Source organism: Streptomonospora nanhaiensis (assembly GCF_026642255.1).
GTDB classification, from domain to species: Bacteria; Actinomycetota; Actinomycetes; order Streptosporangiales; family Streptosporangiaceae; genus Nocardiopsis; species Nocardiopsis tropica.
Window position 1 is genome coordinate 7059150 of sequence record NZ_CP113264.1, and the last position, 22082, is coordinate 7081231.

17 protein-coding genes are annotated in these 22082 nt (G+C 71.7%); 4 read left to right on the forward strand and 13 right to left on the reverse strand.

The features are described 5' to 3' along the window. Positions 1–11 precede the first annotated feature (11 nt). From OUQ99_RS30530 to OUQ99_RS30545, 4 genes are all read right to left on the reverse strand, one after another. A complete protein-coding gene (locus OUQ99_RS30530) occupies positions 12–1298 on the reverse strand; it encodes an activator-dependent family glycosyltransferase (protein ID WP_267947208.1) in 1287 nt (428 codons plus the stop codon). A 53-nt stretch (positions 1299–1351) separates the two neighbouring features. Further along, the gene (locus OUQ99_RS30535; protein ID WP_267947209.1) at positions 1352–2728 is read right to left on the reverse strand and encodes an NDP-hexose 2,3-dehydratase family protein; all 1377 of its coding nucleotides are present in this window, start codon (positions 2726–2728) and stop codon (positions 1352–1354) included. Continuing rightward, positions 2725–3837, reverse strand: coding sequence for a DegT/DnrJ/EryC1/StrS family aminotransferase (locus OUQ99_RS30540; RefSeq protein ID WP_267947210.1), 1113 nt, complete (start codon positions 3835–3837; stop codon positions 2725–2727). The genes OUQ99_RS30535 and OUQ99_RS30540 overlap by 4 nt, the downstream gene beginning before the upstream one ends. A gap of 178 nt (positions 3838–4015) precedes the next feature. Then, entirely contained in the window at positions 4016–4657 is a 642-nt protein-coding gene (locus OUQ99_RS30545; protein ID WP_267947211.1) for an LmbU family transcriptional regulator, read from the reverse strand. A gap of 627 nt (positions 4658–5284) precedes the next feature. Between OUQ99_RS30545 and OUQ99_RS30550 the strand changes: the two genes are divergently transcribed. Continuing rightward, positions 5285–6574 carry an activator-dependent family glycosyltransferase gene (locus OUQ99_RS30550; RefSeq protein WP_267947212.1) on the forward strand — a complete coding sequence of 430 codons (1290 nt, stop codon included), beginning with the start codon at positions 5285–5287 and terminating at the stop codon, positions 6572–6574. Here the strand turns inward: OUQ99_RS30550 and OUQ99_RS30555 are convergent. The 3 genes from OUQ99_RS30555 to OUQ99_RS30565 form a co-directional block, all read right to left on the reverse strand. Further along, positions 6561–7736, reverse strand: a complete 1176-nt coding sequence (locus OUQ99_RS30555) for a methyltransferase domain-containing protein (RefSeq protein ID WP_378554963.1) — start codon at positions 7734–7736, stop codon at positions 6561–6563. The genes OUQ99_RS30550 and OUQ99_RS30555 overlap by 14 nt on opposite strands. Positions 7737–7883: 147 nt before the next feature. Further along, a complete protein-coding gene (locus OUQ99_RS30560; protein ID WP_267947214.1) occupies positions 7884–8870 on the reverse strand; it encodes an NAD-dependent epimerase/dehydratase family protein in 987 nt (328 codons plus the stop codon). Positions 8871–8875: 5 nt separating this feature from the next. Continuing rightward, positions 8876–10228, reverse strand: coding sequence for a nucleotide sugar dehydrogenase (locus OUQ99_RS30565; RefSeq protein ID WP_267947215.1), 1353 nt, complete (start codon positions 10226–10228; stop codon positions 8876–8878). A 412-nt stretch (positions 10229–10640) separates the two neighbouring features. Here OUQ99_RS30565 and OUQ99_RS30570 point away from each other — a divergent pair, with 412 nt between their 5' ends. Continuing rightward, positions 10641–11894 (forward strand): activator-dependent family glycosyltransferase, encoded by a 1254-nt coding sequence (locus OUQ99_RS30570; protein ID WP_267950571.1) that lies wholly within the window; start codon positions 10641–10643, stop codon positions 11892–11894. Positions 11895–12017: 123 nt separating this feature from the next. On the opposite strand, the gene OUQ99_RS30575 is transcribed toward OUQ99_RS30570, so the two are convergent. Next, positions 12018–13295 (reverse strand): activator-dependent family glycosyltransferase, encoded by a 1278-nt coding sequence (locus OUQ99_RS30575; RefSeq protein WP_267947216.1) that lies wholly within the window; start codon positions 13293–13295, stop codon positions 12018–12020. 356 nt (positions 13296–13651) lie between these two features. Here OUQ99_RS30575 and OUQ99_RS30580 point away from each other — a divergent pair, with 356 nt between their 5' ends. Next, positions 13652–14638 (forward strand): aldo/keto reductase, encoded by a 987-nt coding sequence (locus OUQ99_RS30580; protein WP_267947217.1) that lies wholly within the window; start codon positions 13652–13654, stop codon positions 14636–14638. 105 nt (positions 14639–14743) lie between these two features. On the opposite strand, the gene OUQ99_RS30585 is transcribed toward OUQ99_RS30580, so the two are convergent. The 5 genes from OUQ99_RS30585 to rfbA form a co-directional block, all read right to left on the reverse strand. Further along, a complete protein-coding gene (locus OUQ99_RS30585; protein ID WP_267947218.1) occupies positions 14744–15784 on the reverse strand; it encodes a ketoacyl-ACP synthase III family protein in 1041 nt (346 codons plus the stop codon). A 131-nt stretch (positions 15785–15915) separates the two neighbouring features. Further along, entirely contained in the window at positions 15916–17415 is a 1500-nt protein-coding gene (locus OUQ99_RS30590; RefSeq protein ID WP_267947219.1) for an aromatic amino acid ammonia-lyase, read from the reverse strand. Next, positions 17412–18524, reverse strand: a complete 1113-nt coding sequence (locus OUQ99_RS30595; RefSeq protein ID WP_267947220.1) for an AMP-binding protein — start codon at positions 18522–18524, stop codon at positions 17412–17414. The genes OUQ99_RS30590 and OUQ99_RS30595 overlap by 4 nt, the downstream gene beginning before the upstream one ends. A 122-nt stretch (positions 18525–18646) precedes the next feature. Next, complete coding sequence (gene rfbB / locus OUQ99_RS30600) at positions 18647–19645, reverse strand: dTDP-glucose 4,6-dehydratase (protein WP_267947221.1); 999 nt, start codon at positions 19643–19645, stop codon at positions 18647–18649. After that, positions 19642–20538, reverse strand: a complete 897-nt coding sequence (gene rfbA, locus OUQ99_RS30605; RefSeq protein ID WP_267950572.1) for a glucose-1-phosphate thymidylyltransferase RfbA — start codon at positions 20536–20538, stop codon at positions 19642–19644. Before rfbA ends, rfbB begins: the two co-directional genes overlap by 4 nt. Positions 20539–20864: 326 nt before the next feature. Between rfbA and OUQ99_RS30610 the strand changes: the two genes are divergently transcribed. Then, on the forward strand, positions 20865–22073 hold the full coding sequence (locus OUQ99_RS30610; RefSeq protein ID WP_267947222.1) for a nucleotide disphospho-sugar-binding domain-containing protein: 1209 nt from the start codon (positions 20865–20867) through the stop codon (positions 22071–22073). The last annotated feature ends 9 nt before the right edge of the window (positions 22074–22082 follow it).

The window sequence follows — 22082 nt, forward strand, 5'->3', positions numbered from 1 at the left end:
CCGTCGACGCCTCAGTTTCCCCGGCGCCGGGCCGCCAGGTCCTCCAGGACGGGCACGAGGTCGGCGGGGCTCGGCATCTCCCGGGACTTCTCCGACAGGCGCCGGGCGCCCTCGGCGAAGCGGGGCTCGTCCAGCAGCCGCCCCACCTGGCGGGTGACCTCCTTGCCCGTGAGGTCCGTGCCCTCCAGCGTCAGCCCGCCCTCCAGCTCCGTGACGTTGGCGGCGAGCAGCGACTCGTCGAACGCGTACTGGGCCATGGCGAACTCGGGGAGGATGAGCTGCGGGACGCCGTGGGCGACCGCGGTGCAGAAGGTCCCCGCTCCCCCGTGGTGGACCACGGCGGAGCAGCGGGGCATGAGGGCGTGCAGGGGGACGTGCTCCACCACGCGGACGTTGCCGGGGATGCTCCCGAGGCCGGCGGTCTGCTCCGCCGAGAGCGTGGCGACGACCTCCACGTCCAGTTCGGCGATCGCCTCCAGGAGTTCGCCCAAGGGCAGGCGGTACCGGTCGTCGAACCTCTCCGGCGTCCCGGAGCCGAGGGTCAGGCAGACCCTCCGGCGCCTTCCCGGGGCGCGCAGCCAGTCGGGCACCACCGCGGTGCCGTTGTAGGGGACGTATCTGAGGGGGATGTGGCGCGTCCCCGGGGCGGGCGGCAGCCGCAGCCCCGCGGGATAGGGGTCCAGGGTCGCCTGGCCGGAGACCAGCTCCTCCGAGAAGTCGGTTCCCACACGCTCGGCACAACTCTGCAGCCACTCCGCGAGGGGGTCCTCGCGGTCGCCGGCGGGTAGTTCTGCCAGACGGCCCAGGAACCGGCTCCGCGTGCGGGAGAAGACGTCCAGCCCCCACAGCACCCGGGCGTGCGCGGCCCCCGAGGCGCGGGCGGCGACAGGGGCCGCGAAGGTGGTCGGCTCCCACAGGACGAGGTCCGGACGCCACCAGCGGCAGAAGTCGGTCAGGTCGTCGAGCATCGGCGCGCTGACCGGGTGCCACCAGAGGCGCACGAACTCGCGGTACCCCTCCGACAGGTACTCCAGCCCCTCTGCCTCCGCGTCGCTCCTGGCCATGTCGAAGCCCGCGGTGTCCCCGAAGCCCAGGCCCTTCAGCGTGACCAGCAGCTGGTGGAACAGGTGGTCGCGGCCCACGGAGACCGCGGGCAGCCCGGTGCGCGCGATGGTCGGGACCAGCGCCGGCTGACTGGCCGCCCGCACCTCGTGCCCGGCCGCGCGCAGAGCCCACGCCTGGGGGATCAGGCCCAGCAGGTGGGTCTTCTCCGCCTGGCTGACGATCAGGACGCGCATGGCTGTGGACCCCTTGGTGCGGAAGTGTCGAACGGGTGGGCGCCGCCCGCGGCTCAGGTCAGGGAGTGCAGGCAGACCAGGAGGGTTCTCGCCTCGATGTTGAGGTAGTGGCTGTGCCGCACCAGCCGCATGAGCTGGGAGGCGGTCACCCACAGGAAGTCCGGCGGCGCCTCGACGGGCAGAGCGGGGTCCGCCTCGACGATGCGGTACCTGGTCTGGGCGTGGTGGAAGCGGCCCCCCTCCTCCGAGAGCAGCGCGTCGTAGCGCACCCGGTGGGCCGGCGGCGAGACCGTCTCGTCGGCGAAGGGCTCGGGGCGCCCGAGCGCCGCGGCGGAGGCCGAGTACTGCACGGTGGGCGTGATCTCCACCCGGTCGAGGGTGCCGGGTTCGGCGCGGGCGCGGACCAGGACGTGGAGGACACCGTCGATCTCGCGCACCAGGAAGGCGGCGAACCCGTTCCGGGTCGGCGCCAGCAGGGGTTGGACCCAGGAGGAGACCTCGCGGATGCGGGCCTCGACGGAGACCATGATGATCCTGAACCCGGCGCCGTCGCCGGCGGTGATCTCGTCGTCGGTCCGGTGCCAGCCCTCGGCGCCGGAGAGCGGCAGGATCTGCGACCGGTAGTCGACGACCGTCTTCTCCTCGGTGAACCAGCTGACGACCGCGGTCATCGTGTGCCGGGACTCCTCACCGTAGGAGCGCCGGAGCGCCCGGCCGAAGCGGTCGTCCGGTTCCGGCTGCCCGTCCCGGGTCACGGGGAGGCAGGACAGCACGGTCCGGGCGTCCATGTTGACCAGGTTGTCCCGGCGCAGCGCGTCCTGGATCTGGCGCAGCGTGAACCACCGGTAGTCCTCGTGCTCGGGGACGTCCCCGTCCACCTGGACGATGATGTTCCGGTTGTGCTTGCGCCAGAACCACTCGCCCTGCTCGGACTGGAGGACGTCCACGAGCACCCGCCCGCCGCGCGGGGCGCGGAAGTACTCCACGTAGGGGGTGGGACGGCCGCCGTGAACCCCCGTGTAGTTGCTGCGCGTGGCCTGCACTGTCGGGGAGATCTGGCGGAGGTTGACGTTGCCGGGCTCGAACTTGGCCTGCATCAGGAAGTGGGGCACCCCGTCGAACTCCTTGACGAGGATGCCCAGGATGCCGATCTCCGGCTGGTCGATGACCGGCTGGTGGAAGGCGCTCCCCCCGGCGGAGGCCCGCAGGCCCCGGACCGAGAAGAAGCCCCCGCTGGCGTGGACGAGGTCGCCTGTCCCCTCGGCGAAGGACCAGGGTCCGCCGCGGTCGAAGCCGACCCGCCCGACGGAGAGCATCCGGTGCCGCGGCCTGCTCTCCCACCACCGGGCCAGATCGGCGTCGGACTCCAGGGGCACTTCCGGGGCCGGCGCCGCGAGCGGGAACCGGACCTCGTCGGCCGCGTGGGTCACAGCCTGGCCAGGGTCTTGGTCAGCGCCTCGATGATCCGCCGCTGCTCCTCGCGCGGCAGGGAGGGGTACATCGGCAGCGAGAAGATCTCGCCGGCCAGCTGCTCGGTCACCGGCAGGCTGCCCTTCTCGTAGCCGAGGTGGGAGAAGCCGGACATCGTGTGGACGGGCCAGGGGTAGCTGATGTTGAGGGCGATGTCGTGCGCCTTCATCTCCTCGATGATCCGGTCGCGCTCGGGGTGGCGGACCACGTAGAGGTAGTAGGCGTGCTCGTTGCCGGGCGCGGTCGCGGGCAGGACCAGGTCCGTGTCGGCGAGCGCCTCGTCGTAGATCCGCGCGACCTCCCTGCGGCCCGCGACGTACTCGTCCAGGCGGCCGAGCTTGCGGCGCAGGATCTCGGCGTGCACCTCGTCCAGCCTGCTGTTCTGGCCGTTGGGGGTGACGACGTAGTAGCGCTCCTGGTCCATGCCGTAGTAGCGCAGGCGCCGCAGGCTGGCGTCGACCTCGGGGTCGGAGGTGATGGTGGCGCCCGCGTGGCCGTAGGCCCCCAGGATCTTCGTGGGGTAGAAGGAGAACGCCGCGGCGTGGCCCATGGATCCGGCGACCCGCCCGTGGTGGGTGGCGCCGTGCGCCTGGGCGCAGTCCTCCAGCACGACGAGCCCGTGCTCGGCGGCGAGGGCCTCCAGCGGGGCCATGTCCACACACTGGCCGTAGAGGTGGACCGGCAGGAGGCAGCGGGTGCGCTCGGTGATGGCGGCGGCGACCTGGTCGGTCCGCATCAGGTAGGTGTCCGGGTCGATGTCGACGAAGACGGGCTTGGCGCCCACCAGGTCGATGGCCAGGACCGTGGGGGCCGCCGTGTTCGACACGGTGATCACCTCGTCGCCCGCGCCCACCCCGAGGGCGCGCAGGCCGAGGACGATCGCGTTGGTGCCGTTGTCGACGCCGGCGCAGTGCGCGACCCCGTGGTACTCGGCGAACTCCTGCTCGAAGGCGACGAGGGAGGGGCCCCAGATGAGCTTCCCCGACTTGAACACGGTGTCCACCGCGTCGAGGATGTCCTCTCTCTCCTTCTCGTACTCCTCCAGGTATCCCCAGACATAGGTCGTCATGTGTTCCTCCGTTTTCAGGTCTTCCACGGCCGAAAGAACCGGGAACCCGGGTCGTGGGCACAAGGTGTCGCCCCGCGCGTACGGCGGGCAATCCGCCGGCAGGTGCGGTGGGGAGGGGGGTCCCGACCGGGGCGAGGTACATACATAGCAGAGGGGGAGCAGGTTCAGAGCCCCCGGATCAACCGACCTCGACCATTTTCTTGGCCGCCATGTCCAACGTCGCCGAAGCCCACTCCGGAAGGCTCATACCTGAGCTCTCCGCTGCTTCCTGCCATTGTTTCCGGCGTTCGGGGTTAATGGCCACCTGAACATACATCGTCTCCGGAACCGCGTCCTCGCCCCGGGCGTGGAGCTTGATCCGGCGGCGGAGTTCGTTTCGGGACCAGCGGCCGGCCTCCGCCTCGGAGAGCCACTTCTCCTGTTCGTTCTCGGGCAGCCCGCACACCTCTGCGTGGTGCTGGAAGCTCAGCTTCTCCCGTCGGCGGCCGGGGATGAACTTCCGGGCGACCCACGCGTAGTTGCGCAGGGTCTGGTAGTCCAGGGAGGTGTTCTCTATGGCCTGTTTGTACCGGTGGGGGTAGTTCTCCTGGCCGTAGATCAACCAGTCCCCCAGCCACCAGGCGGAGGCGTCGGAGATGACGAAGATGTGCTGTCCCCAGCGCTCCCAGTCGCCCATGGCCATGCCGTCGGGAAGGTGGAGGCTCGTGCGCCGGGTCGGGTTCCTGCTCCCCGTCCGCCGGCCGGCGAGGTCCACGGCGGGCCGGTGCTCGACCCCGCCCCGGGACTTCGTCCTTCCGTTCGTGTGACCCGGATTCGTCATAGTTTCCATGTGGTCCCCTCATCGACCCTCCCGCTCGGCAAGAGAAATCAACGCTCGGATCAGGATCATTCTCCCGTAGGGAAAATTGGGCTGACATCGGTAAGAGGGCTCACTGCGGGGGATTTTCGAACCGCGGAGGCAAAAGCTCGTAGAAGCGGCGAAAACAGGATTGCAGAAAGCACGCATGAAACGGAGAGCTGTCGGCGCGGAGACACCGACCCCTCGACAGGGAACTCAGCGGGCGCAGCGCGTTTGCATTACCCTGAACCAGACCAAAGCGGTCGACAACAAGGCCTGAACCTGAGTACCCCCTCGGTTGAATTCATGCTTGAAACAACCCTGCACACCGCCGCCGATACATCCACCAGCATGGCCGCGGACACAGCGTATGAGATAGACAAGCGAGCAGCAACCCCCAAATAATAGACACCTTGAGCAATAATTTGTTCACGGTGCGTCACGCAAGTGGGACCAGATTCCTTTTCTTTGGCCGAAACTTCTCCCGCCGATTCGCCGCCGGACCGCCGGCGCATAAGGCATTGCAAGGGAAGCGGACGCGCGTCCTCGACAAAAATAGCCGCCCGGATTAGATTCCCCTACCCTTCCCGAGAACAGCGAGGATTGCCGATGCGTATCTTGTTCACAACGTTCTCCGAGAAGGCTCACTTCATCGGAATGGTGCCCCTCGCGTGGGCTCTGCGCGCGGCCGGGCACGAGGTGCGCGTCGCCAGCCAGCCCGAACTGGCCCCCACCGTGGCGGCGACGGGCCTGCCCTTCGTCGGCGTGGGCACGGACCACCTGCTTCCCCAGGTCATCAGCTGGGTGGGGCGGATGGGGGAGGACATGCGGCCGGACTTCGACATGATGGGCGTGGCCGCCGCGGAGCCGCCGTCGTGGGAGGCGCTCCGGGCGGGGTACCGCGACGTGCTCGTCCCCCTGTGGTGGAAGGTCGTCAACGACCCGATGCTGGACGACCTGGTGTCGTTCTGTCGCGCATGGAGGCCCGACCTGGTCGTCTGGGAACCCCTGACCTTCGCCGGGGCGATCGCGGCGCAGGCGTGCGGTGCGCCCCACGCGCGGTTCCTGTGGAGCCTGGACCTGTTCGCCGCCATGCGGGTGCAGTACCTGGAGCGCATGGGCGAGCAGCCCGGGGCCGACCGCGACGACCCCCTCCGCGCCTGGCTGGAGAACCGGGCCGCGCGCTACGGCGTCGGCTTCTCCGAGGACCTCGTCCGGGGGCGGGCCACCCTCGACCCCGTCCCCGACTCCCTGGGCGTCCCCGTGCCCACCGGCACACGTCGGCTCCCCCTGCGCTACGTCCCCTACAACGGCAGGGCCGTGGTCCCCGACTGGCTGCGCACCCCGCCTGCGCGGCCCCGCGTCGCGCTCAGCCTCGGCATCACGGCCACACGGCGCCTGGGCGGCCACACCGTGGACGTGGGCACCCTCCTGGAGGGGCTGGCCGACCTGGACGTGGAGGTCGTCGCCACGCTGTCGGCGCCGGAGCAGGCCAAACTCGGCGCCGTGCCGCCCAACGCGCGCCTGGTCGAGTACGTGCCGCTGCACGCCCTCGCCCCCGCCTGCGACGCCATGATCACCCACGGTGGCGCGGGCACGGTCCTGACGGGCCTGGCCCACGGGGTGCCCCAGGCCGCGGTGCCGCACCACATGTACGACGAGCCGCTCCTGGCCTCGCTGGTGGCCGCGCAGGGGGCGGGGGTGGTCGTGGACCCGGCACGGGTCTCTCCGGACACGGTCCGTGAGAGTGTGCTGCGCCTGCTCGGCGATCCCGCCCACGCGGGGGCGGCGGGGCGGCTGCGCGAGGAGATGGCCGCCATGCCCTCCCCCGCCGACGTCGCCCGGGACCTGGCCGGCGCGGCGGGAGAGGGCGCTGGGCCGGCCCTCACTCGATCCTGACGTCCGGGACGTACTGGATCCAGCGGCCCCCGGCCTCGCGGAAGCCGACCTCCTTGGCCATGATCTCCTCGGCGTGGTTCCACGCCAGCAGGAGCGCGTAGTCGGGGTAGGAGGCCGTGAAGGCCTCGTGTCCGAGGACCCTGACGCCGGAGCCGGGGGTGAGGCGCCCCTGCTTGGCGGGCGTCGTGTCGCAGACGAACTCCAGGAGTTCGGCGTCGATCCCGCAGAAGTTGAGCACCGTCGCGCTCTTGGCGGTGGCGCCGTAGCCCACCACGCGCCTGCCCTGGTCGCGGAGGGAGCGCAGCTCCTTCGTCAGGCTCTCGCAGTTCCCCCTGACCCGGTCACCGAAGGAGCGCAGCGCCTCCGGCGAGGTCAGGTCCCGCTCCTCCTCCTCGGCCAGGATCGCGGACACGGCCCGCGAGGGGGTGCGGGCGCCCTCCTTGGCCAGCGTGTAGCGCAGCTCCCCGCCGTGGGTGGGCAGGCGCTCGACGTCGACCAGGTCCAGCCCGAACCGCCGGGCCATGTTGCGCACGGAGGTGGCGGTGAACAGGAAGAAGTGCTCGTCGTAGAACTGGTCGAAGGACGCCTTCGCGCTGACGTCGCCGAAGTAGGGGTCCTCGAAGACGAACACCCCGTCGGGGGCCAGCAGCTCCCCGATCCCCTCCAGGACCGAGTCCACGTACGGGATGTGGCAGAACGTGTTGGCGGCGTAGACGACGTCGGCGGGGCCGTCCTCCTCGCGGACGCGCAGCGCGGTCTCCTTCTCGAAGAACGCGTTGCGCACGCGGACGCCCTTGGAGCGGGCGACCTCGGAGACGGCTCCGGACGGCTCCATCCCGAGGTGGCGCACCCCGGCCCGGGCCACGGTCTCCAGCATGACGCCGTCGTTGCAGCCCAGCTCGACCACGAAGGGGTCGGGCCCGGTCAGGTGCTCGGCGAGCAGCTTCTCCGCGGTGGCCTCGAAGTGGGCGCGCATGACGGTGGAGCCGGAGGAGTAGTAGGGGTAGCCCTCGTGGAACATGCGCTCCCTGGGCACCTCCTCCATCAACTGCACCATCTGACAGTCCGGACAGGCGCCGACGGCCAGGCGGTAGAAGAACTCCTCGCCGGTGTCGTCGGGCTCGCGGAAGGCGTCCGACAGCGGCTGGCGGCCGAAGTCCATGAACTCGGTGACCGTTCCTCGGCAGACACGGCACGTGGTGGTGGGGACCAACCTGAACTCCTCGCGGGCGTCGTGGGACGGGCACGCCGGGGGTCGGCGGCCCGGGATCGTCGGGCGGCCGGTGGTCGGCCGCCCGACGGGCGGGGGTCAGTCCGTGGTGTTCTCCTGCTGTTCGAGCCACCACGGGCTCTCCTCGGCCCACTCGATGGTGCGGGCCACCCCCTCCCGCAGGGAGGTGGTGCTCTTCCACCCCAGGAGGGAGAGGATCTTCCCGGCGTCGGGGATGCGCCGGTCGAGGTCCTGGTAGGAGTCGCCGAACCTGTCCCGGGTGTCGATCGACGTGAGGCCGACGCGCCCCCCGGTGAGCTCCACGACGAGGTCGACCGCCTCGCGGATCGTGACCTCGTCCGAGCTGCCGACGTTGAAGCACTCCCCGTCCGCCTCGGACCGGGTGCCGATCTCGATGGTGGCGTCGACGGCGTCGTCGATGTAGGTGAAGCTCCGGGTCTGGCTGCCCTCGTCGTAGACGATCGGGGGCTCCCCGCGCAGCGCCCGGTGGACGCTGCGGCTGATGAGGAAGGCCGGGCGCTGGCGCGGCCCGTAGAGGTTGAAGTAGCGGACGATGGAGGCGTTGAGGCCCCGCTCCCGCATGTAGCCGAACGTCAGGTGCTCGGCCAGCGCCTTGCTGGAGGAGTAGCTCCACCGGTTGGCCGACGTCGTCCCGAGGATCCGGTCGGCGTCCTCCTTCCAGGGGACGTCCGGGTTCTTGCCGAACACCTCGCTGGTGCTGGCGAAGACCACCTTGGCCCCGACCCGCTGGGCCCGGTCGAGCACGTTGCGGGTCCCCGTGAAGTTGACGTCGATGACGTCGAGGGGGGATTCCAGGTAGCGGTCCACCCCCACGACGGCGGCGAGGTGGTACACCACGTCCACCCCGCTCGTGATGGCCTCGGAGAGCTGGTCCGCGGAGCTGACACTGCCCCGGACGTACTCGACCTCGGTCCAGGAGGGCGCGGGTTTGGGCCGCGCCCCCTTCGAGTCGAAGACGACGACCTCGTCCCCCCTGCGCAGGAGGCGGTCGACGAGGTGGCTTCCGACGAAGCCGTTTCCCCCGGTCACTACGGCACGCGCCACGGCGTCTACCGTCCTATCCCTCGGTAGGTGAATCCGAGCCCCGTGAGGGACTCGACGGTCTGCTCGTCGAAGTGGGCCCGGCCGTCCAGGAACAGGCATCCCGGGGCGGTGAGCGCGCGGAGCGCGGCCATGTCCAGTTCGGCGAACTCATCGTGCCACGCGAGAACCGCGAGGCAGTCGGCACCGGACGCCGCCCCTTCCACACCGGACGAGGGCTCCACGCCGAACTCCTTGCGGATCTCGTCGGGGTCCGCGAGCGGGTCGAAGAGCGCCACGTCGGCCCCGGCCTCGCGGAGCGCGGAGACCACGGGCAGGGTGGGGGTCGACCTCAGGTCGCCGGTGTTGTTCTTGAAGGACAACCCCAGAACGGCCACCCGCGACCGGTCGGCGGGGGTGCCCAGGGCGGCGAGGCCGTCCACGATGAGCCCGGCGACGTAGCCGGGCATCGCCTCGTTGGCCTCGCGCGCGGTGACCACGGTGCTGAGGTCGACCCCCCGTTCCCGGGCGGAGCGCCAGAGCATCCAGGGGTCCTTGGTCAGGCAGGAGCCGCCCACGCCGACGCCCGGCGAGAGGACGTTGATGTTCCCCTTCCCCTTGGGCACCTCGTTGGTCGCCGCGATGACCTCCATGGCGTCCACCCCGATGGCCGCGCAGTAGCGCGCGAGCTCGTTGGCCAGGGCGATGTTGTGGTCGATCCACCAGTTGTTGAGGAGTTTCACCGTCTCGGCGGCCTCGATGGAGGAGCAGGGGACGGTCTCGACGCCGAGCCCGGCCCGCCAGAACCGCTCGGCCGCGGCTCCGGACCGCTCGTCCCAGCCGCCGACGACCACGGGGAGCCGGCGGATCTCGGCCAGCGCGCTGCCCTGGGAGAGGCGTTCGGGGCAGAAGGCCAGCCCGAAGTCCTCCCCGCAGGTCAGGCCCCCGCCCTCCAGCAGCGGTGCGACGAGGGCGCGGGTCGTGCCCGGGGGGACCGTGCTCTTGAAGATGACGACCTGTCCGGCCCGCAGGTGCAGCCCGATCTCGGTCGCGGCGCTCTCGACCTGCGTCTCGACGAGCGTGCCGTCCTCCTGGACCGGGGTGCCGACGGCGATCACGACCACGTCCGTATCGGAGATCGCGGCGAAGTCGGTGGTGACGCGCAGGCGGCCGGACCCCCGGCCCTTGGCCACCAGTTCGGGCAGCCCCGGCTCCTTGAGACGACAGCGGCCCGCCTCCATCTCCTCGATCAGGGAGGCGTCGACGTCGACGCCGACGACGTCCACCCCGTTGTCGGCCAGGCTGACGGCGACGCACGATCCCACGTATCCCAGGCCGACGACCGAGACGGTGATGTCCTCCCGATCCAGCAGGAAACGCATATGAGCTCCATTCGACTCTCACCCCGGCGGCACAGGGAAAACAGGTCCCGAGGGATCTTGACGAGAAAGGATCGGTCCAGTATCCGGCCATTCACCTGTCCGGCGGATCGGCCGGTGCCTGGGAATCTACTTCATGCGCGCGGGGCGCACGGGGCAGCACCGGGGAAGTCCTCGTCGGAGGCGGGGCGAACGACTTCCCTACAATCTCCCTTGCCGAAGATAAATGAGGCCCCGGCCGGTTCAGGTGGGCAATGATATGCGCGCGGAAGCAACTCTTGGCAAACCCGGTCGCGTGCCGATTGGTTCGGCCGCCGGGAAAGAATACGCCGCGGCCGGGGCGGACCCGCGGCGCCGGGGGCCTCCCGGCCCGCTCCCGCGGCCGGCGGACGACACAGGGACGGAGGCGATGGCCGTGCGCGTGCTGATCGCGACGCAGGCGGAGAGAACCCACTTCCTGGGGATGGTGCCCCTGGCGTGGGCCCTGCGGGCCGCCGGGCACGAGGTGCGGGTGGCGAGCCAGCCCGCGCTGGGGCCGACGGTGGCGGCGACGGGTCTGCCCTTCGTCCCCGTGGGGCGGGACCACCTCCTGCGCCGGGTCATGCGCCAGTACCACGCGATGACGGGCGGGGAGGAGGACGAGTTCGACATGGCGGAGGACCGGGACGAGATCCTCACCTGGGAGTACCTGCTGGAGGGCTACCGCCTGATGGTCCCGTGGTGGTGGCGGATGGTGAACGACCCCATGGAGCAGGACCTGGTGGCGCTGTGCCGGGAGTGGAGGCCCGACCTGGTCGTGTGGGAGCCCATCACCTTCTCCGGCGCGATCGCGGCGCAGGCGTGCGGGGCGGCCCACGTGCGCTACCTGTGGGGCGCCGACATCTTCGCCCGCACCCGCCGCCGCTTCCTGGCACGGATGGCCGAGCAGCCCGAGACAGACCGGGAGGACCCCCTGGCCGCCTGGCTGGGCGCCCGCGCCGCCCGCCACGGCGTCGAGTACTCCGAGACCCTGGTCCACGGACAGGCCACCATCGAACAGATCCCCGCGTCCCTGAGGGTGGACACACCCTCCCACCTGGACTACCTGCCCATGCGCTACGTCCCCTACAACGGCAGGGCCGTGGTCCCCGACTGGCTGCGCACCCCGCCCGAGCGCCCCCGCATCGCCCTCACCCTCGGCACCAGCGCGGCCGAGTGGTACGGGGAGCACCAGCTCTCGCCCAAGGACGCACTGGAGGGGCTGGCCGACCTGGACGCGGAGGTCGTCGCCACCCTGCCCGCCCGCGAACAGGACGCCCTCGGCCCCGTCCCCGCCAACACCCGCCTGACCGAGTACGTGCCCCTGCACGCACTCGCCCCCACCTGCGACGCGATGATCACCCACGGCGGACCCGGCACCGTCCTGACCGCCCTCACCGGCGGCACCCCCCAGCTCATGGCCCCCAACGTCAACATGTTCGACACCGTGCTGCTGTCGGGCCGGGTGCGGGACCGGGGCGCCGCCCTCGTCCTGGACCCCGACCGGGTCACCCCCGACGCCGTGGCCGCCGGGATACGAGCGCTCCTGGACGACCCCCGCCACACCGAAGCCGCCGACGCCCTGCGCCAGGAGATGGCAGCCATGCCCTCCCCCGCCGACCTCGCCCACACCCTCACCGACCGGCGCTGACCGGCTCCGACCCCGCACCGAACCCCGGTCCACGGGGCACCGCGCGGGTCGCGCGAGGCCGGACGGGGCCGGGGCTCCTCCGGCGTGCGGCGGGGCGCCCCCGAACCGCCGGCGGCGCCCCGCTCAGGTCGGCCCCAGGGACCCCTCCCGCACCAGGTCGGCCAAGACGCGCGCCGTCTCGGCGGGGGAGGGCATGGCGGCCATCTCCTCGCGCAGCAGCCCCGCCGCCGCGGCGTGCCGGGGGTCCTCGACCAGGCGGCGCGCGGTGTCCCGCAGGCTCACGGCTCCGGCGTCCTCCGGCAGCACCACCAGCCCCGCCCCCTGGCGCTCCACCAGCCGCGACAGCAGGGGCGCGTCCAGCCGGGGCCCGGGCACGAGCAGTTGGGGCACCCCGTGGGACAGCCCCGAGCACAGGGTGCCGGGTCCGGAGTGCGTGATCATGGCCGCGCAGGTCGGCGCCAGGACGTGCAGGGGCGCGTAGCCCACCAGCCGCACGTTGTCGGGGAGCGGGCCGAGCCCGGCCTCCTCCTCCGGCGGCAGGGTCGCGACGATCTCCGCGTCCAGCTCCCCCAACCCCCGCAGGACCTCGCCCAGCGAGAACGTGTGCCCCCCGAACCACTCGGTCGTGCTGCTTCCCACGCTCAGCGCGATGCGGGGGCGTTCGGGCGGGGTGCGCAGCCAGTCGGGGACCACGGCCCTGCCGTTGTAGGGGACGTAGCGCAGGGGGAGGCGCCGGGCGCCGGTGGGCGCGGACAGGGTCAGGGAGTCGGGGAGGTAGTCCAGGGTGGCCTGTCCCCGGACGAGGTCCTCGGAGAACTCCACCCCGTAGCGGGCGGCGCGGTTCTCCAGCCAGGCGCGGACGGGGTCGTCGCGGTCGGCCTCGGGCTGCTCGCCCATGCGCTCCAGGTACTGCACCCGCATGGCGGCGAACAGGTCCAGGCTCCACAGGAACCGCACGTGGGGCGCACCGCACGCCTGCGCCGCGATCGCCCCCGCGAACGTGGTCGCCTCCCACACCACCAGGTCGGGCTTCCATGCGCGGCAGAACGACACCAGGTCGTCCAGCATCGGGTCGTTGACCATCCGCCACCACCAGGCCGCCGTGTCCCGCGCGCCCCACCGCAGCTCGTCCCACGACAGGTCGTCGTCCCAGGCCTCGCCGACGTCGAACAGCCCCGGGGCCTCTCCCTCACCCCACTGGGTCACCACCTCGAAGTGCTTCTTCAGGAGGTGGTCGCGTCCGACCGCGACCGCGGACAGCCCCGCCCGGGCCAGGAACCCCGTCAGTTCCGGCTGGCTGGCGACGCGGACCTCGTGTCCGGCGGCACGCAGTGCCCACGCGAGGGACACCATGCCGATGAAGTGCGTCTTCTCCGCGTAGGAGGCGAGCAGTACACGCAAGGGGGCATCTCCGGACAGGAGCCGGAACCGCCGGAAGGCCGGTTCCGGGAGGGGCGGGCGGTGGGGTGCGGCGCGGCGGCGGGAGCAGGGGCTCCGGGCACGGCGGGACGCGGTTGTCGCGGGGTACGGTGCCCTTCGTCCGCGGGCGCCGGGGCGGCCTCTCCGCCGCCGGGCGCCGCCGGATCGCGAGCATAGCGGCGCGGGGTCCGCCCGGACGTGGAAGTCTTCTCCACGAGGCCCTTTCCGGATCCTTCCGGAGCGATAACGGCGGCATCCGGCGGCCGGCGCACCCGCACGAGTTCCGTTCGACCCCGAGTCCAGCTTTCTCTGCGAGACACCATGAAACAGGGGAGAGAATGCAGTACACACGCCTTGGCCGTACCGCGCTGGAGGTCAGCCGCCTCTGCCTGGGAACGCTGAATTTCGGCGTGAACACTCCGCGGGACGAGAGTTTCGCGATGATGGACAGCGCGCTCGAACACGGCGTCAACTTCTTCGACACCGCCAACCACTACGGGTGGCAGGTGCACAAGGGAATGACCGAGGAACTCATCGGCGAATGGTTCGACAAGGGCGAGGGGCGCCGCGACCGTTCCATTGTGGCGACCAAGGTCTTCAACCCCATGAGCGACTGGCCCAACGACCGCGGCCTCTCGGCCCGCCACATCATCGCCTCGTGCGAGGAGTCGCTGCGCAGGCTGCGCACGGACTGGATCGACCTCTTCCAGATGCACCACGTGGACCGCAACGCGCCGTGGGAGGAGGTCTGGCAGGCGATGGAGATCCTCGTCCACCAGGGCAAGGTGCGCTACGTGGGCTCCTCCAACTTCGCGGGCTGGCACCTGGCCTCCGCCCAGGAGGCCGCGAACCGGCGCAACTTCCTCGGCCTGGTCTCGGAGCAGTGCGCGTACAACCTGGTCACGCGCCACGTGGAGCTGGAGGTCCTGCCCGCGGCGGCGTCCTACGGCATCGGGATCCTGACCTGGTCGCCGCTGCACGGCGGCCTGCTGGGCGGCGCCATCCGCAAGCTCCGCGAGGGCACCGCCGTCAAGACGGCCAAGAGCCGGGCGATGGAGGTGCTGCGCGAGCGCGGGGACACGATCGCCGCCTACGAGGACCTCTGCGACTCCGTGGGCCGCGACCCGGCCGAGCTGTCGATCGCGTGGGTGCTCTCGCGCCCGGGGGTCAACTCGACCATCGTCGGACCGCGCACCCTGGGCCAGCTCGACGGTGCGATCCGGGCCCTGGAGACGGGGATCGACGCGGAGACCGCCGAACGGATCGACGCCCTGTTCCCCCCGGTGGGCAAGGGCGGTCCCGCGCCCGAGGCCTGGTCGTGGTGAGACCGGGGGCCCGGCGGGCCCCCGGTCCCCCTCACGCGGTCGTCCGCCGGCCGGTCCTCCGGACGCGGGCCCCGGGGCCTGTCCGCGTCCGGCGCCTCCCGCGTCTCAGGAGCCGGGCGGGGCGTCGGCGATCCGCACCACGGCACAGGAGAGCGTGACCCCCGAGCCCAGTCCGCCCAGGACCACGTGGTCCCCGGGGCGGACCCCGCCCTCGTCCAGCAGGTGGCGCAGCCCGATGAAGGGGTCGGCGGCCCCGATGTGGCCGATGGTCCGGCCGTGGCTCCACGTCGACTTCTCCATGGGGAGCTTGAGGACGTCCATCCAGCGGTGCTCCACCGCTCCCGGGCCCAGGTTGCTGAAGGTGGCGCGGGCGATGTCGCCGAAGCCCACCCCGGCCTCCGCGAGGGTGCGGCCGACCAGCAGCATCATCTTCTGCTGGAGGGTGAACCAGGCGAGGTCCACCTCCGGGTCCTCCTCCCCCTTCTTGGTGAGGGCGCGCCCCCGGGCGCGAAGGTCCAGTGCGGTGCCGGTCGTGGCCGCCGGGGGGAACTCGGGCTCCCCCGCCCGGTGCAGCTCCTCCAGCTCGGGGACGACCATCGAGCCCACCGAGAGCACCCGGGCCAGGCCGGGGGCCCGCCCCAGCAGGACCGCGCAGGCGCCGTCTCCCATCACGAAGGCTCCCGAGCGCCACCTGTCGACGTTCGGGGTGCTGAAGTTGTCGGCCGCGACGAGGAGGGCGGTGGCGCTCTCCGGGGCGCCGCGCAGGTGCGGCTCGGTCAGCTCCATCGCGGTGAACAGGGCATTGCACCCCTGGCGCAGCTCCCCCGCGATGACGTCGCCCCGGACGAGGTGGTGCTGGAGGTGGTACTGCGGGAACCAGACGTCGGGGCCCTGGTGCCAGATGTCCGTGTAGAGGAGGACGCGCGTGTCGTCGGGGTCGGCCCCCGCCTGGTCGTACGCCTCGCGGGCGCTGCGGAGCGCCATCTCCGGGGCGGGGAGCTCGCCAGCGACGGCGGCGCCGGCCATGTCGTGGACGGCCGCCTCCTCCGCCGTGGTGAGTCCCTCGGCCACGGCGGTCTCCACGCTCACCCGGGTCTCGGGGAGGTACACACCGAGGCCCCGGATCCATAGTTCTGGCGTCTGCAAGGCGAACCCTTCCCTGTGGGGTGCGACCTGGCGGTACGCCCCGTCTGTCATGCGAACCCCCCGTCCGTGACGCGGACGGGGCGGGTGGGGCCGGGCGGGCGGCGGACGGTCGGTCCGCCGCGCGGCCGGTCTCAGGCGTCCCGGTGCACCCACTCGCCGGACCTGGCCCGGGCCTCCTCCGCGAGGGCGTCGCGCACGGCCCGCACCTCGGCGGCGAGGGGGCGGTCCCGGTCCAGCGGCGGGGACAGCTCCGCGATCCGGGCCCACAGCCCCGTCTCCCCGGTCCTGCCGGTGAGCGCGGCGAGCTGGGCCAGGCCCACGCCGAGCGAGCCGACGACCAGCCACGCCAGGTCCAGGGCCTGGGCGAGGGAGTTCGCGCCGTTGAGCGCCATGGGCACGTGGTCCTGGTTCCCGTTGTTGCAGGGCAGGGCGGTGAGGGTGGCGGGGGTCACGAGTTGGCGGATCCGCGAGACGAACGAGGTGGCGCTGACCTGGACCCCGGCCAGGCCGCTCCCCGCCCCGGGCCGGGGGGTGAGCATCGGCGGGAGTCCGCCGTTGGTGTCCGAGCCGCAGAGCAGGGACAGCTGCCGGTCGGCCATGTAGGCCACCTGTTGGAGGGCCAGGCCGAGCTGGTCCGAGCACAGGCCCACGGGCATCGCGTGGAAGTTGCCGCCGTGCAGGACCTCTCCCTCGCTGCTGACGGGGTTGTCGGTGGTCCCCACCGCCTCGCGCAGCAGGATGCGCTCCGCGGCGGCGAGCTGGTCGAGCACCGCGCCGAGGATCTGCGGCGCGCACCTGAGGCTGTAGGGCTCCTGGAGGGGCCTGGCCTCGTCGCGCTCGGCTCCGGCGGGGATGCCGGACCTGATCCACGCGGCGGCGGCGGCCTGGCCGTTCTGTCCGCGGGCCTCCGCGATCCCCGCCGCGTACGCCTGGGGGTTGGCCCCCAGCAGGTCCACCATCCGGGCGGTCATCAGCGCCGACGCGCGGACCACGTCCTCGACCTGGCGGTGGTTGTCGACGGTGACGGCGAGGCTGACCCCGCTGCCGTTGACGAAGGACAGGGCCTCGCGTGCGTTCCACCGGACCGGGGACGCGCCCAGGCGGCCCAGGGCCTCGGCGGCGGATCTGCGCGACCAGGCGCCGGAGTCCTCGCGCACCCAGGCCTCGCCCTGGCCCGCGAACGCCAGAGCCGCGCTGGCCAGGGGCTGGAGGTCACCGCTGGCGCTCACCGTGCCCTCACGCGGGATGACGGGGGTGAAACCGCGGTTCCACAGCCCGACGAGCTCCTGCCAGAAGTCGACCGACACCGCGGAGTAGCCGCGGCGCATGCTCGTGAGCCGGAGGGCGACCACGAGCCGGCTGACCTCGGGCGACAGCGGCTCCCCCTGCGCGCTGCCGAGGTGGGCGATGAGCCCGTCCCCCTGCTCGCCCGCGGACTCCGAGGCGGGGAAGGCAACGAGCGGGCCGAAGCCGCGCGTGACCCCGTAGACGTCGGCGCCGTCGGCCAGGTGCTTGGCCATGGTCGTGGCGCTGGCCTGCATCCGCGAGAGGTCGTCGTCGGTCCAGCCGATGCTCGCGTCCCACGCGGCCCGGCGGACGACCTCGGCCAGGCTGGTCGGCGTTGGCGTCATCTGTCCACTCCTTCGGGGCGGGCGCGCGCGGACTGCACGCGCCGAAGTTTGCCTGTCTCGGAGCGGTCGATCCGCTCCACCGTCCGCACGCTGCGGGGACGGTACTCGATCCGGTCGAGTGCCCTCCGGAGCTCCTCCGCGTCGGGGGTCCCGGCCGACGCCGGGACGATCAGGAGGTCGAAGTGCTCCCCGGTCAGCGGGTCGAGCACCGGGACGCACGCCAGGTCCTCGCAGTCGAGGACGTCGACCAGCCTCTCCTCCATGAGGTCGAGGTCCAGGCGCCGCCCGTTGACGTTGACGAGCCGGGTCCGGCGTCCCGCGAACCCGAAGGTCCGGTCGCCGAGCCGGACCACGTGGTCGTCCATCCGGCACTCCGCGACCGGGGATCCCGTCCCGGGCCGCGCGATGCGGGGGCTGCGGACCACCAGGGGGGCCTCCGTCCCGGGGCGGTCCGGGCCGTGCCCGAACTCGACGTCGGAGAACAGGTGCCACGGCGGGTTGTGGGGGTTCCACTCGCGGTGGGCGACGCCGCCGGTCTCCGTGGATCCGAAGATCTCGGTCAGGCTCGCGCGGTCGCCCGCCGCGGAGAGCAGGTCGTTCGCGCTGCGCGGGACCACCGCCGTGCTGTGGACGAACGCGAGGCGTTCGGCCGCGTCGATCCAGTTCGTGCGGCCGAGGAGGATCCGGAAGGTCCAGGGGATCGCCATCACCGCCCAGCGGCGGTGGTCGGGGGGCGGCAGCTGGGCGAACTGGGGCACGTACCAGGCGGGCACGCCGAGGAGTGCGGGCACGAGCACGCTGGCGAGCATCCCGTAGAGGTGCCGCGGCGGCGCGAAGGACACGACCGCCTCGGGGCGGGCGTCCTCCAGCAGCGCGGCGAGCAGGCCCGCCTCCGACACGAGCTGCTCGCGGGTGCGGTGCCAGACGGTCGGACGGCCGGTGCTTCCCGAGGTGGTGAACGCCGTCTCGGGGGGCAGCAGGCGGCCGAGGAACTGTTCCGCCGGTTCGTCCAGCGCGTCCCAGCGCACCGTCCACGGCCGTTCCGAGAGTTCGGGCGCCGCGGGGAGCCGTGTGATGAGGTCGCCGGGGGAGAGCTCGTCAACCGACACGTGAGTCCTGATCCGATCGGGGGTCGGGTCCCGGGCGGGGGTCCGGGACGGGGGATACGGGTCCGCGCCGGCGTCGTCTGCTGTCCCGCCGGCGGGACGGGCGGGCCGGGCGCGGGGACGCCTCAGCCGCCGTCCTCCGCTTGGGAGAGGCGCTTCTTCAGCGGTTCCCACCACGCGCGGTTCTCCGTGTACCAGGCGACGGTGCGGGCCAACCCCTCCTCGAAGGAGACGGCGGGCCGGTAGCCCAGCCGCTCGGCGGCCTTGGTCCCGTCCACGGAGTAGCGGCGGTCGTGGCCCTTGCGGTCGGCGACGAAGCGGACCATCGAGGCGTCGTGCCCGAGCAGCTCCAGGAGCGCGTCGGTGACCTCCAGGTTCCGCTTCTCGACCGATCCGCCGATGTTGTAGACCTCGCCGGGCTCCCCGTGCTCGGCCGCCAGGGCGAGGGCGTCGCAGTGGTCGTCCACGTGGACCCACTCGCGGACGTTGCCGCCGTCCCCGTAGACGGGCACCGGCGTCCCGTCCAGCAGGTTGGTCACGAAGAGCGGGATCATCTTCTCCGGGAACTGGAACGGCCCGTAGTTGTTGGCGCACCGGGTGACGCAGACCCGCATGCCGTAGGTCCGGTGGAAGGACCGCGCCAGGAGGTCGGAGGCGCTCTTGGAGGCCGAGTACGGGGAGTTGGGCTCCAGGGGGTCGGTCTCGACCCACGACCCCGAGCCGAGCGTCCCGTAGACCTCGTCCGTGGAGACCAGGACGAAGTTCTCCACGTTCTCGGCCAGGGCCGAGTCCAGCAGGTGGAAGGTGCCCATGACGTTGGTGCGGACGAAGCAGCCGGCGTCCGAGATCGAACGGTCCACGTGGGTCTCGGCGGCGCAGTGCACCACGAGGGACACCCCGCCCATGAGTTCGCGCACGAGCTGTTCGTCGCACACGTCACCCCGGACGAAGGTCAGGCGCGGGTCGTCGGCCACGGAGGCCAGGCTCTCCGTCGTGCCGGCGTAGGTCAGCTTGTCCAGGACCACGATCTCGGCGTCCGCGTACCGCGGATAGGAGCCGGCGAGGACACGTCTGACGAAATTGGAACCGATGAATCCGGCGCCACCGGTGACCAGGATCTTCATACACCCGCACCCTGCCACACCCCCGCCGCCCTGCGGGCGGCCTCCATGACGTACGCGCCATAGCGGGAATTGGGCATCTCTTCCCCGAGCCGATAGCACTCGTCCGCTCCGATGAAGCCCATGTGCAAGGCGATCTCCTCAAGACAGGCGACCCGGACACCGGTCCCCCGGGCCGTGGTGGAAACGTATCGGCTTCCCTCCAACAGGGATTCCTCGGTGCCGAGGTCGAGCCAGGTTATTTCGCTCCCCATGGTCACGAGTTCGGCCCGGCCCCTTTCCAGGTAGACGCGGTTGACATCGGTGATCTCCAATTCGCCCCGCGCGGAGGGGACGATGCTCTCGGCGATGTCCACCACGTCCTGGTCGTAGAAGTAGAGGCCCGTGACCGCGCAGTCCGAGCGCGGGGCGGCCGGCTTCTCCTCCAGGCTCTCGAACCTGCCCATGTCCCCGAATCCCGCGACCGCGTACTGCCGGGGGTCGCTCACCCTGGATCCGAAGAGCGTGCACCCGGACGTCGAGGTCGCGGCCCGGTCGAGCAGTCCGCCGAAGCCCTCGCCGTGAAAGATGTTGTCCCCCAGGACGAGGGCGCTACGGCTCCCCCGGATGTGGTCCCGGCCGATGATCAGCGCCTCGGCGATCCCCTTGGGCTCGGGCTGGGTCGCGTACCGGATCTCGATCCCCAGCGAACTCCCGGTGCCGAGCACCTGACGGATGAGGGGAAGGCTCTCGGGATTGGTGATCAGGAGGATCTCGCGGATTCCAGCCGTCATCAGCACGGAGATCGGGTAGTAGAACATCGGCTTGTCGTAAACCGGGAAAAGGTGTTTGGAAATACTTCGGGCAGCGGGAAACAGGCGGCTGCCAGTGCCACCCGCCAACACAATACCTTTCATGGTGACTCCCAGAGAGGTCCGAACATCGATATTGCCGGGCAAGTACGGCGCGAACATACCGCTGCGCTACGCCCACCGGCCTGGATCCAGCACCGGTGCTAGGCTCCCAGAACCTCTTCCGAAGGGATCGACACAACCGTACCGCCACGCCGGCTCGGAAGAGGAGAACAGGTTCGGAGTGCAACACCCGCAATGAACATGCAGCGGGCCGGGCTTGTCAAGGAGCGGTGTCGGCTTTCACCGATCGGACCATCGAAATCCCGGAAGTGGGGAACACCTTGCGAATCGTCGTCGCGGCATACGCGGACAAGGCTTATTTCTTTGGCATGGTGCCGACGGCGTGGGCGCTGCGTGCCGCCGGACACGAGGTGCGGATCGCCACCCAGCCCTCCATGACCGAGGCGGCCGCCGAGACGGGCCTGACCGTGGTGCCGGTCGGGGGCGACCACACCCTCGCCGAGGTCGTGGCCCACGGGCGCGAGGAGCCGGGCGAGTCCATCTTCGACCTCTCCGAGGAGCGCCCGGAGCGGCTGGGCGAGGAGAGCCTGCGCGACGCCTACGAGGACCACGTCACCTGGTGGTGGAAACTCGTCAACGAGCCGATGGCGGAGGACCTCGTGGCGTTCTGCCGCGAGTGGAAGCCGGACCTGGTCCTGTGGGAGCCGAGCACCTACTCCGGGGCGATCGCCGCCGAGGCGTGCGGCGCGGCCCACGGGCGGTTCCTGTGGAGCGTCGACCTCTTCGCGCGCCTGCGCGGCCTCTACCGGGCGGCCGACCCCGACCCGGCCGTACCCGACGCGCTCACCGCCTGGCTCACCGAGGCCGCGGCCGCGTTCGGCGTGGACTTCTCCGAGGACCTCGTCCTGGGCCAGTTCTCCGTGCACCAGCTCCCCGAGGCGCTGCGGCTGCGGGAGCTGGAGACCGGGACGCACCTGAGCGTGCGCCCGGTGCCCTACGGCGGGAGCGCGGTCCTGCCGGCGTGGGCCCGCGAGGAGCCCAAGGGCCGGCGCGTGCTCGTCGACTGGGGTTCCTGGAGCAAGTCCCCGGAGGGCGCCGCCTCGTTCGTCGACGTGGTCGACGCGCTGATGGAGCTGGGGGCCGAGCCGGTCGTGCTCTCCCCGCGCTCCTGGGAGGACGCGCTGCCGGCGCTCCCGCCGGAGGTCCGGGTCGCCGACACGGCGGCCGCCCACCTGCTGATGGGGTCGTGCTCGCTGCTGGTGCACGGCGGGGGCTTCGACTCGTACTGCAACGCCCTGGTGGAGGGGCTCCCGCAGTTCGTCGTGCTCAACGCCGACCAGTTCGACGGGGGCCTGATCACGCGCGCGCTCCAGGACCGGGGCGCCCTGCGCTCTGTGTCCCTCGCCTCGGCCCTGTCCGAGGGGGTCGACCAGCACCTGGCCGCCGTCCTCGACGGTCCCGGGGTGAGGGAGGCGGCCGAGCGGATGCGTGACGAGACCCTGTCCGCCCCCGCCCCGGACCAGCTGGTCCCGGCCCTGGAGCGGATCGCCGCCCTCCGGGGCGCCGGCGGGGCCTGAGGGGTCGGA

What these genes read in the sequence shown, in the direction of transcription:
- OUQ99_RS30530 (WP_267947208.1), bottom strand. Translation starts at nt 1,298, where the DNA reads ATGCGCGTCCTGATCGTCAGCCAGGCGGAGAAGACCCACCTGCTGGGC.
- OUQ99_RS30540 (WP_267947210.1), bottom strand. Translation starts at nt 3,837, where the DNA reads ATGACGACCTATGTCTGGGGATACCTGGAGGAGTACGAGAAGGAGAGA.
- OUQ99_RS30545 (WP_267947211.1), bottom strand. Translation starts at nt 4,657, where the DNA reads ATGACGAATCCGGGTCACACGAACGGAAGGACGAAGTCCCGGGGCGGG.
- OUQ99_RS30550 (WP_267947212.1), top strand. Translation starts at nt 5,285, where the DNA reads ATGCGTATCTTGTTCACAACGTTCTCCGAGAAGGCTCACTTCATCGGA.
- OUQ99_RS30555 (WP_378554963.1), bottom strand. Translation starts at nt 7,736, where the DNA reads ATGGACTTCGGCCGCCAGCCGCTGTCGGACGCCTTCCGCGAGCCCGAC.
- OUQ99_RS30565 (WP_267947215.1), bottom strand. Translation starts at nt 10,228, where the DNA reads ATGCGTTTCCTGCTGGATCGGGAGGACATCACCGTCTCGGTCGTCGGC.
- OUQ99_RS30580 (WP_267947217.1), top strand. Translation starts at nt 13,652, where the DNA reads ATGCAGTACACACGCCTTGGCCGTACCGCGCTGGAGGTCAGCCGCCTC.
- OUQ99_RS30590 (WP_267947219.1), bottom strand. Translation starts at nt 17,415, where the DNA reads ATGACGCCAACGCCGACCAGCCTGGCCGAGGTCGTCCGCCGGGCCGCG.
- rfbB (WP_267947221.1), bottom strand. Translation starts at nt 19,645, where the DNA reads ATGAAGATCCTGGTCACCGGTGGCGCCGGATTCATCGGTTCCAATTTC.
- rfbA (WP_267950572.1), bottom strand. Translation starts at nt 20,538, where the DNA reads ATGAAAGGTATTGTGTTGGCGGGTGGCACTGGCAGCCGCCTGTTTCCC.
- OUQ99_RS30610 (WP_267947222.1), top strand. Translation starts at nt 20,865, where the DNA reads ATGGTGCCGACGGCGTGGGCGCTGCGTGCCGCCGGACACGAGGTGCGG.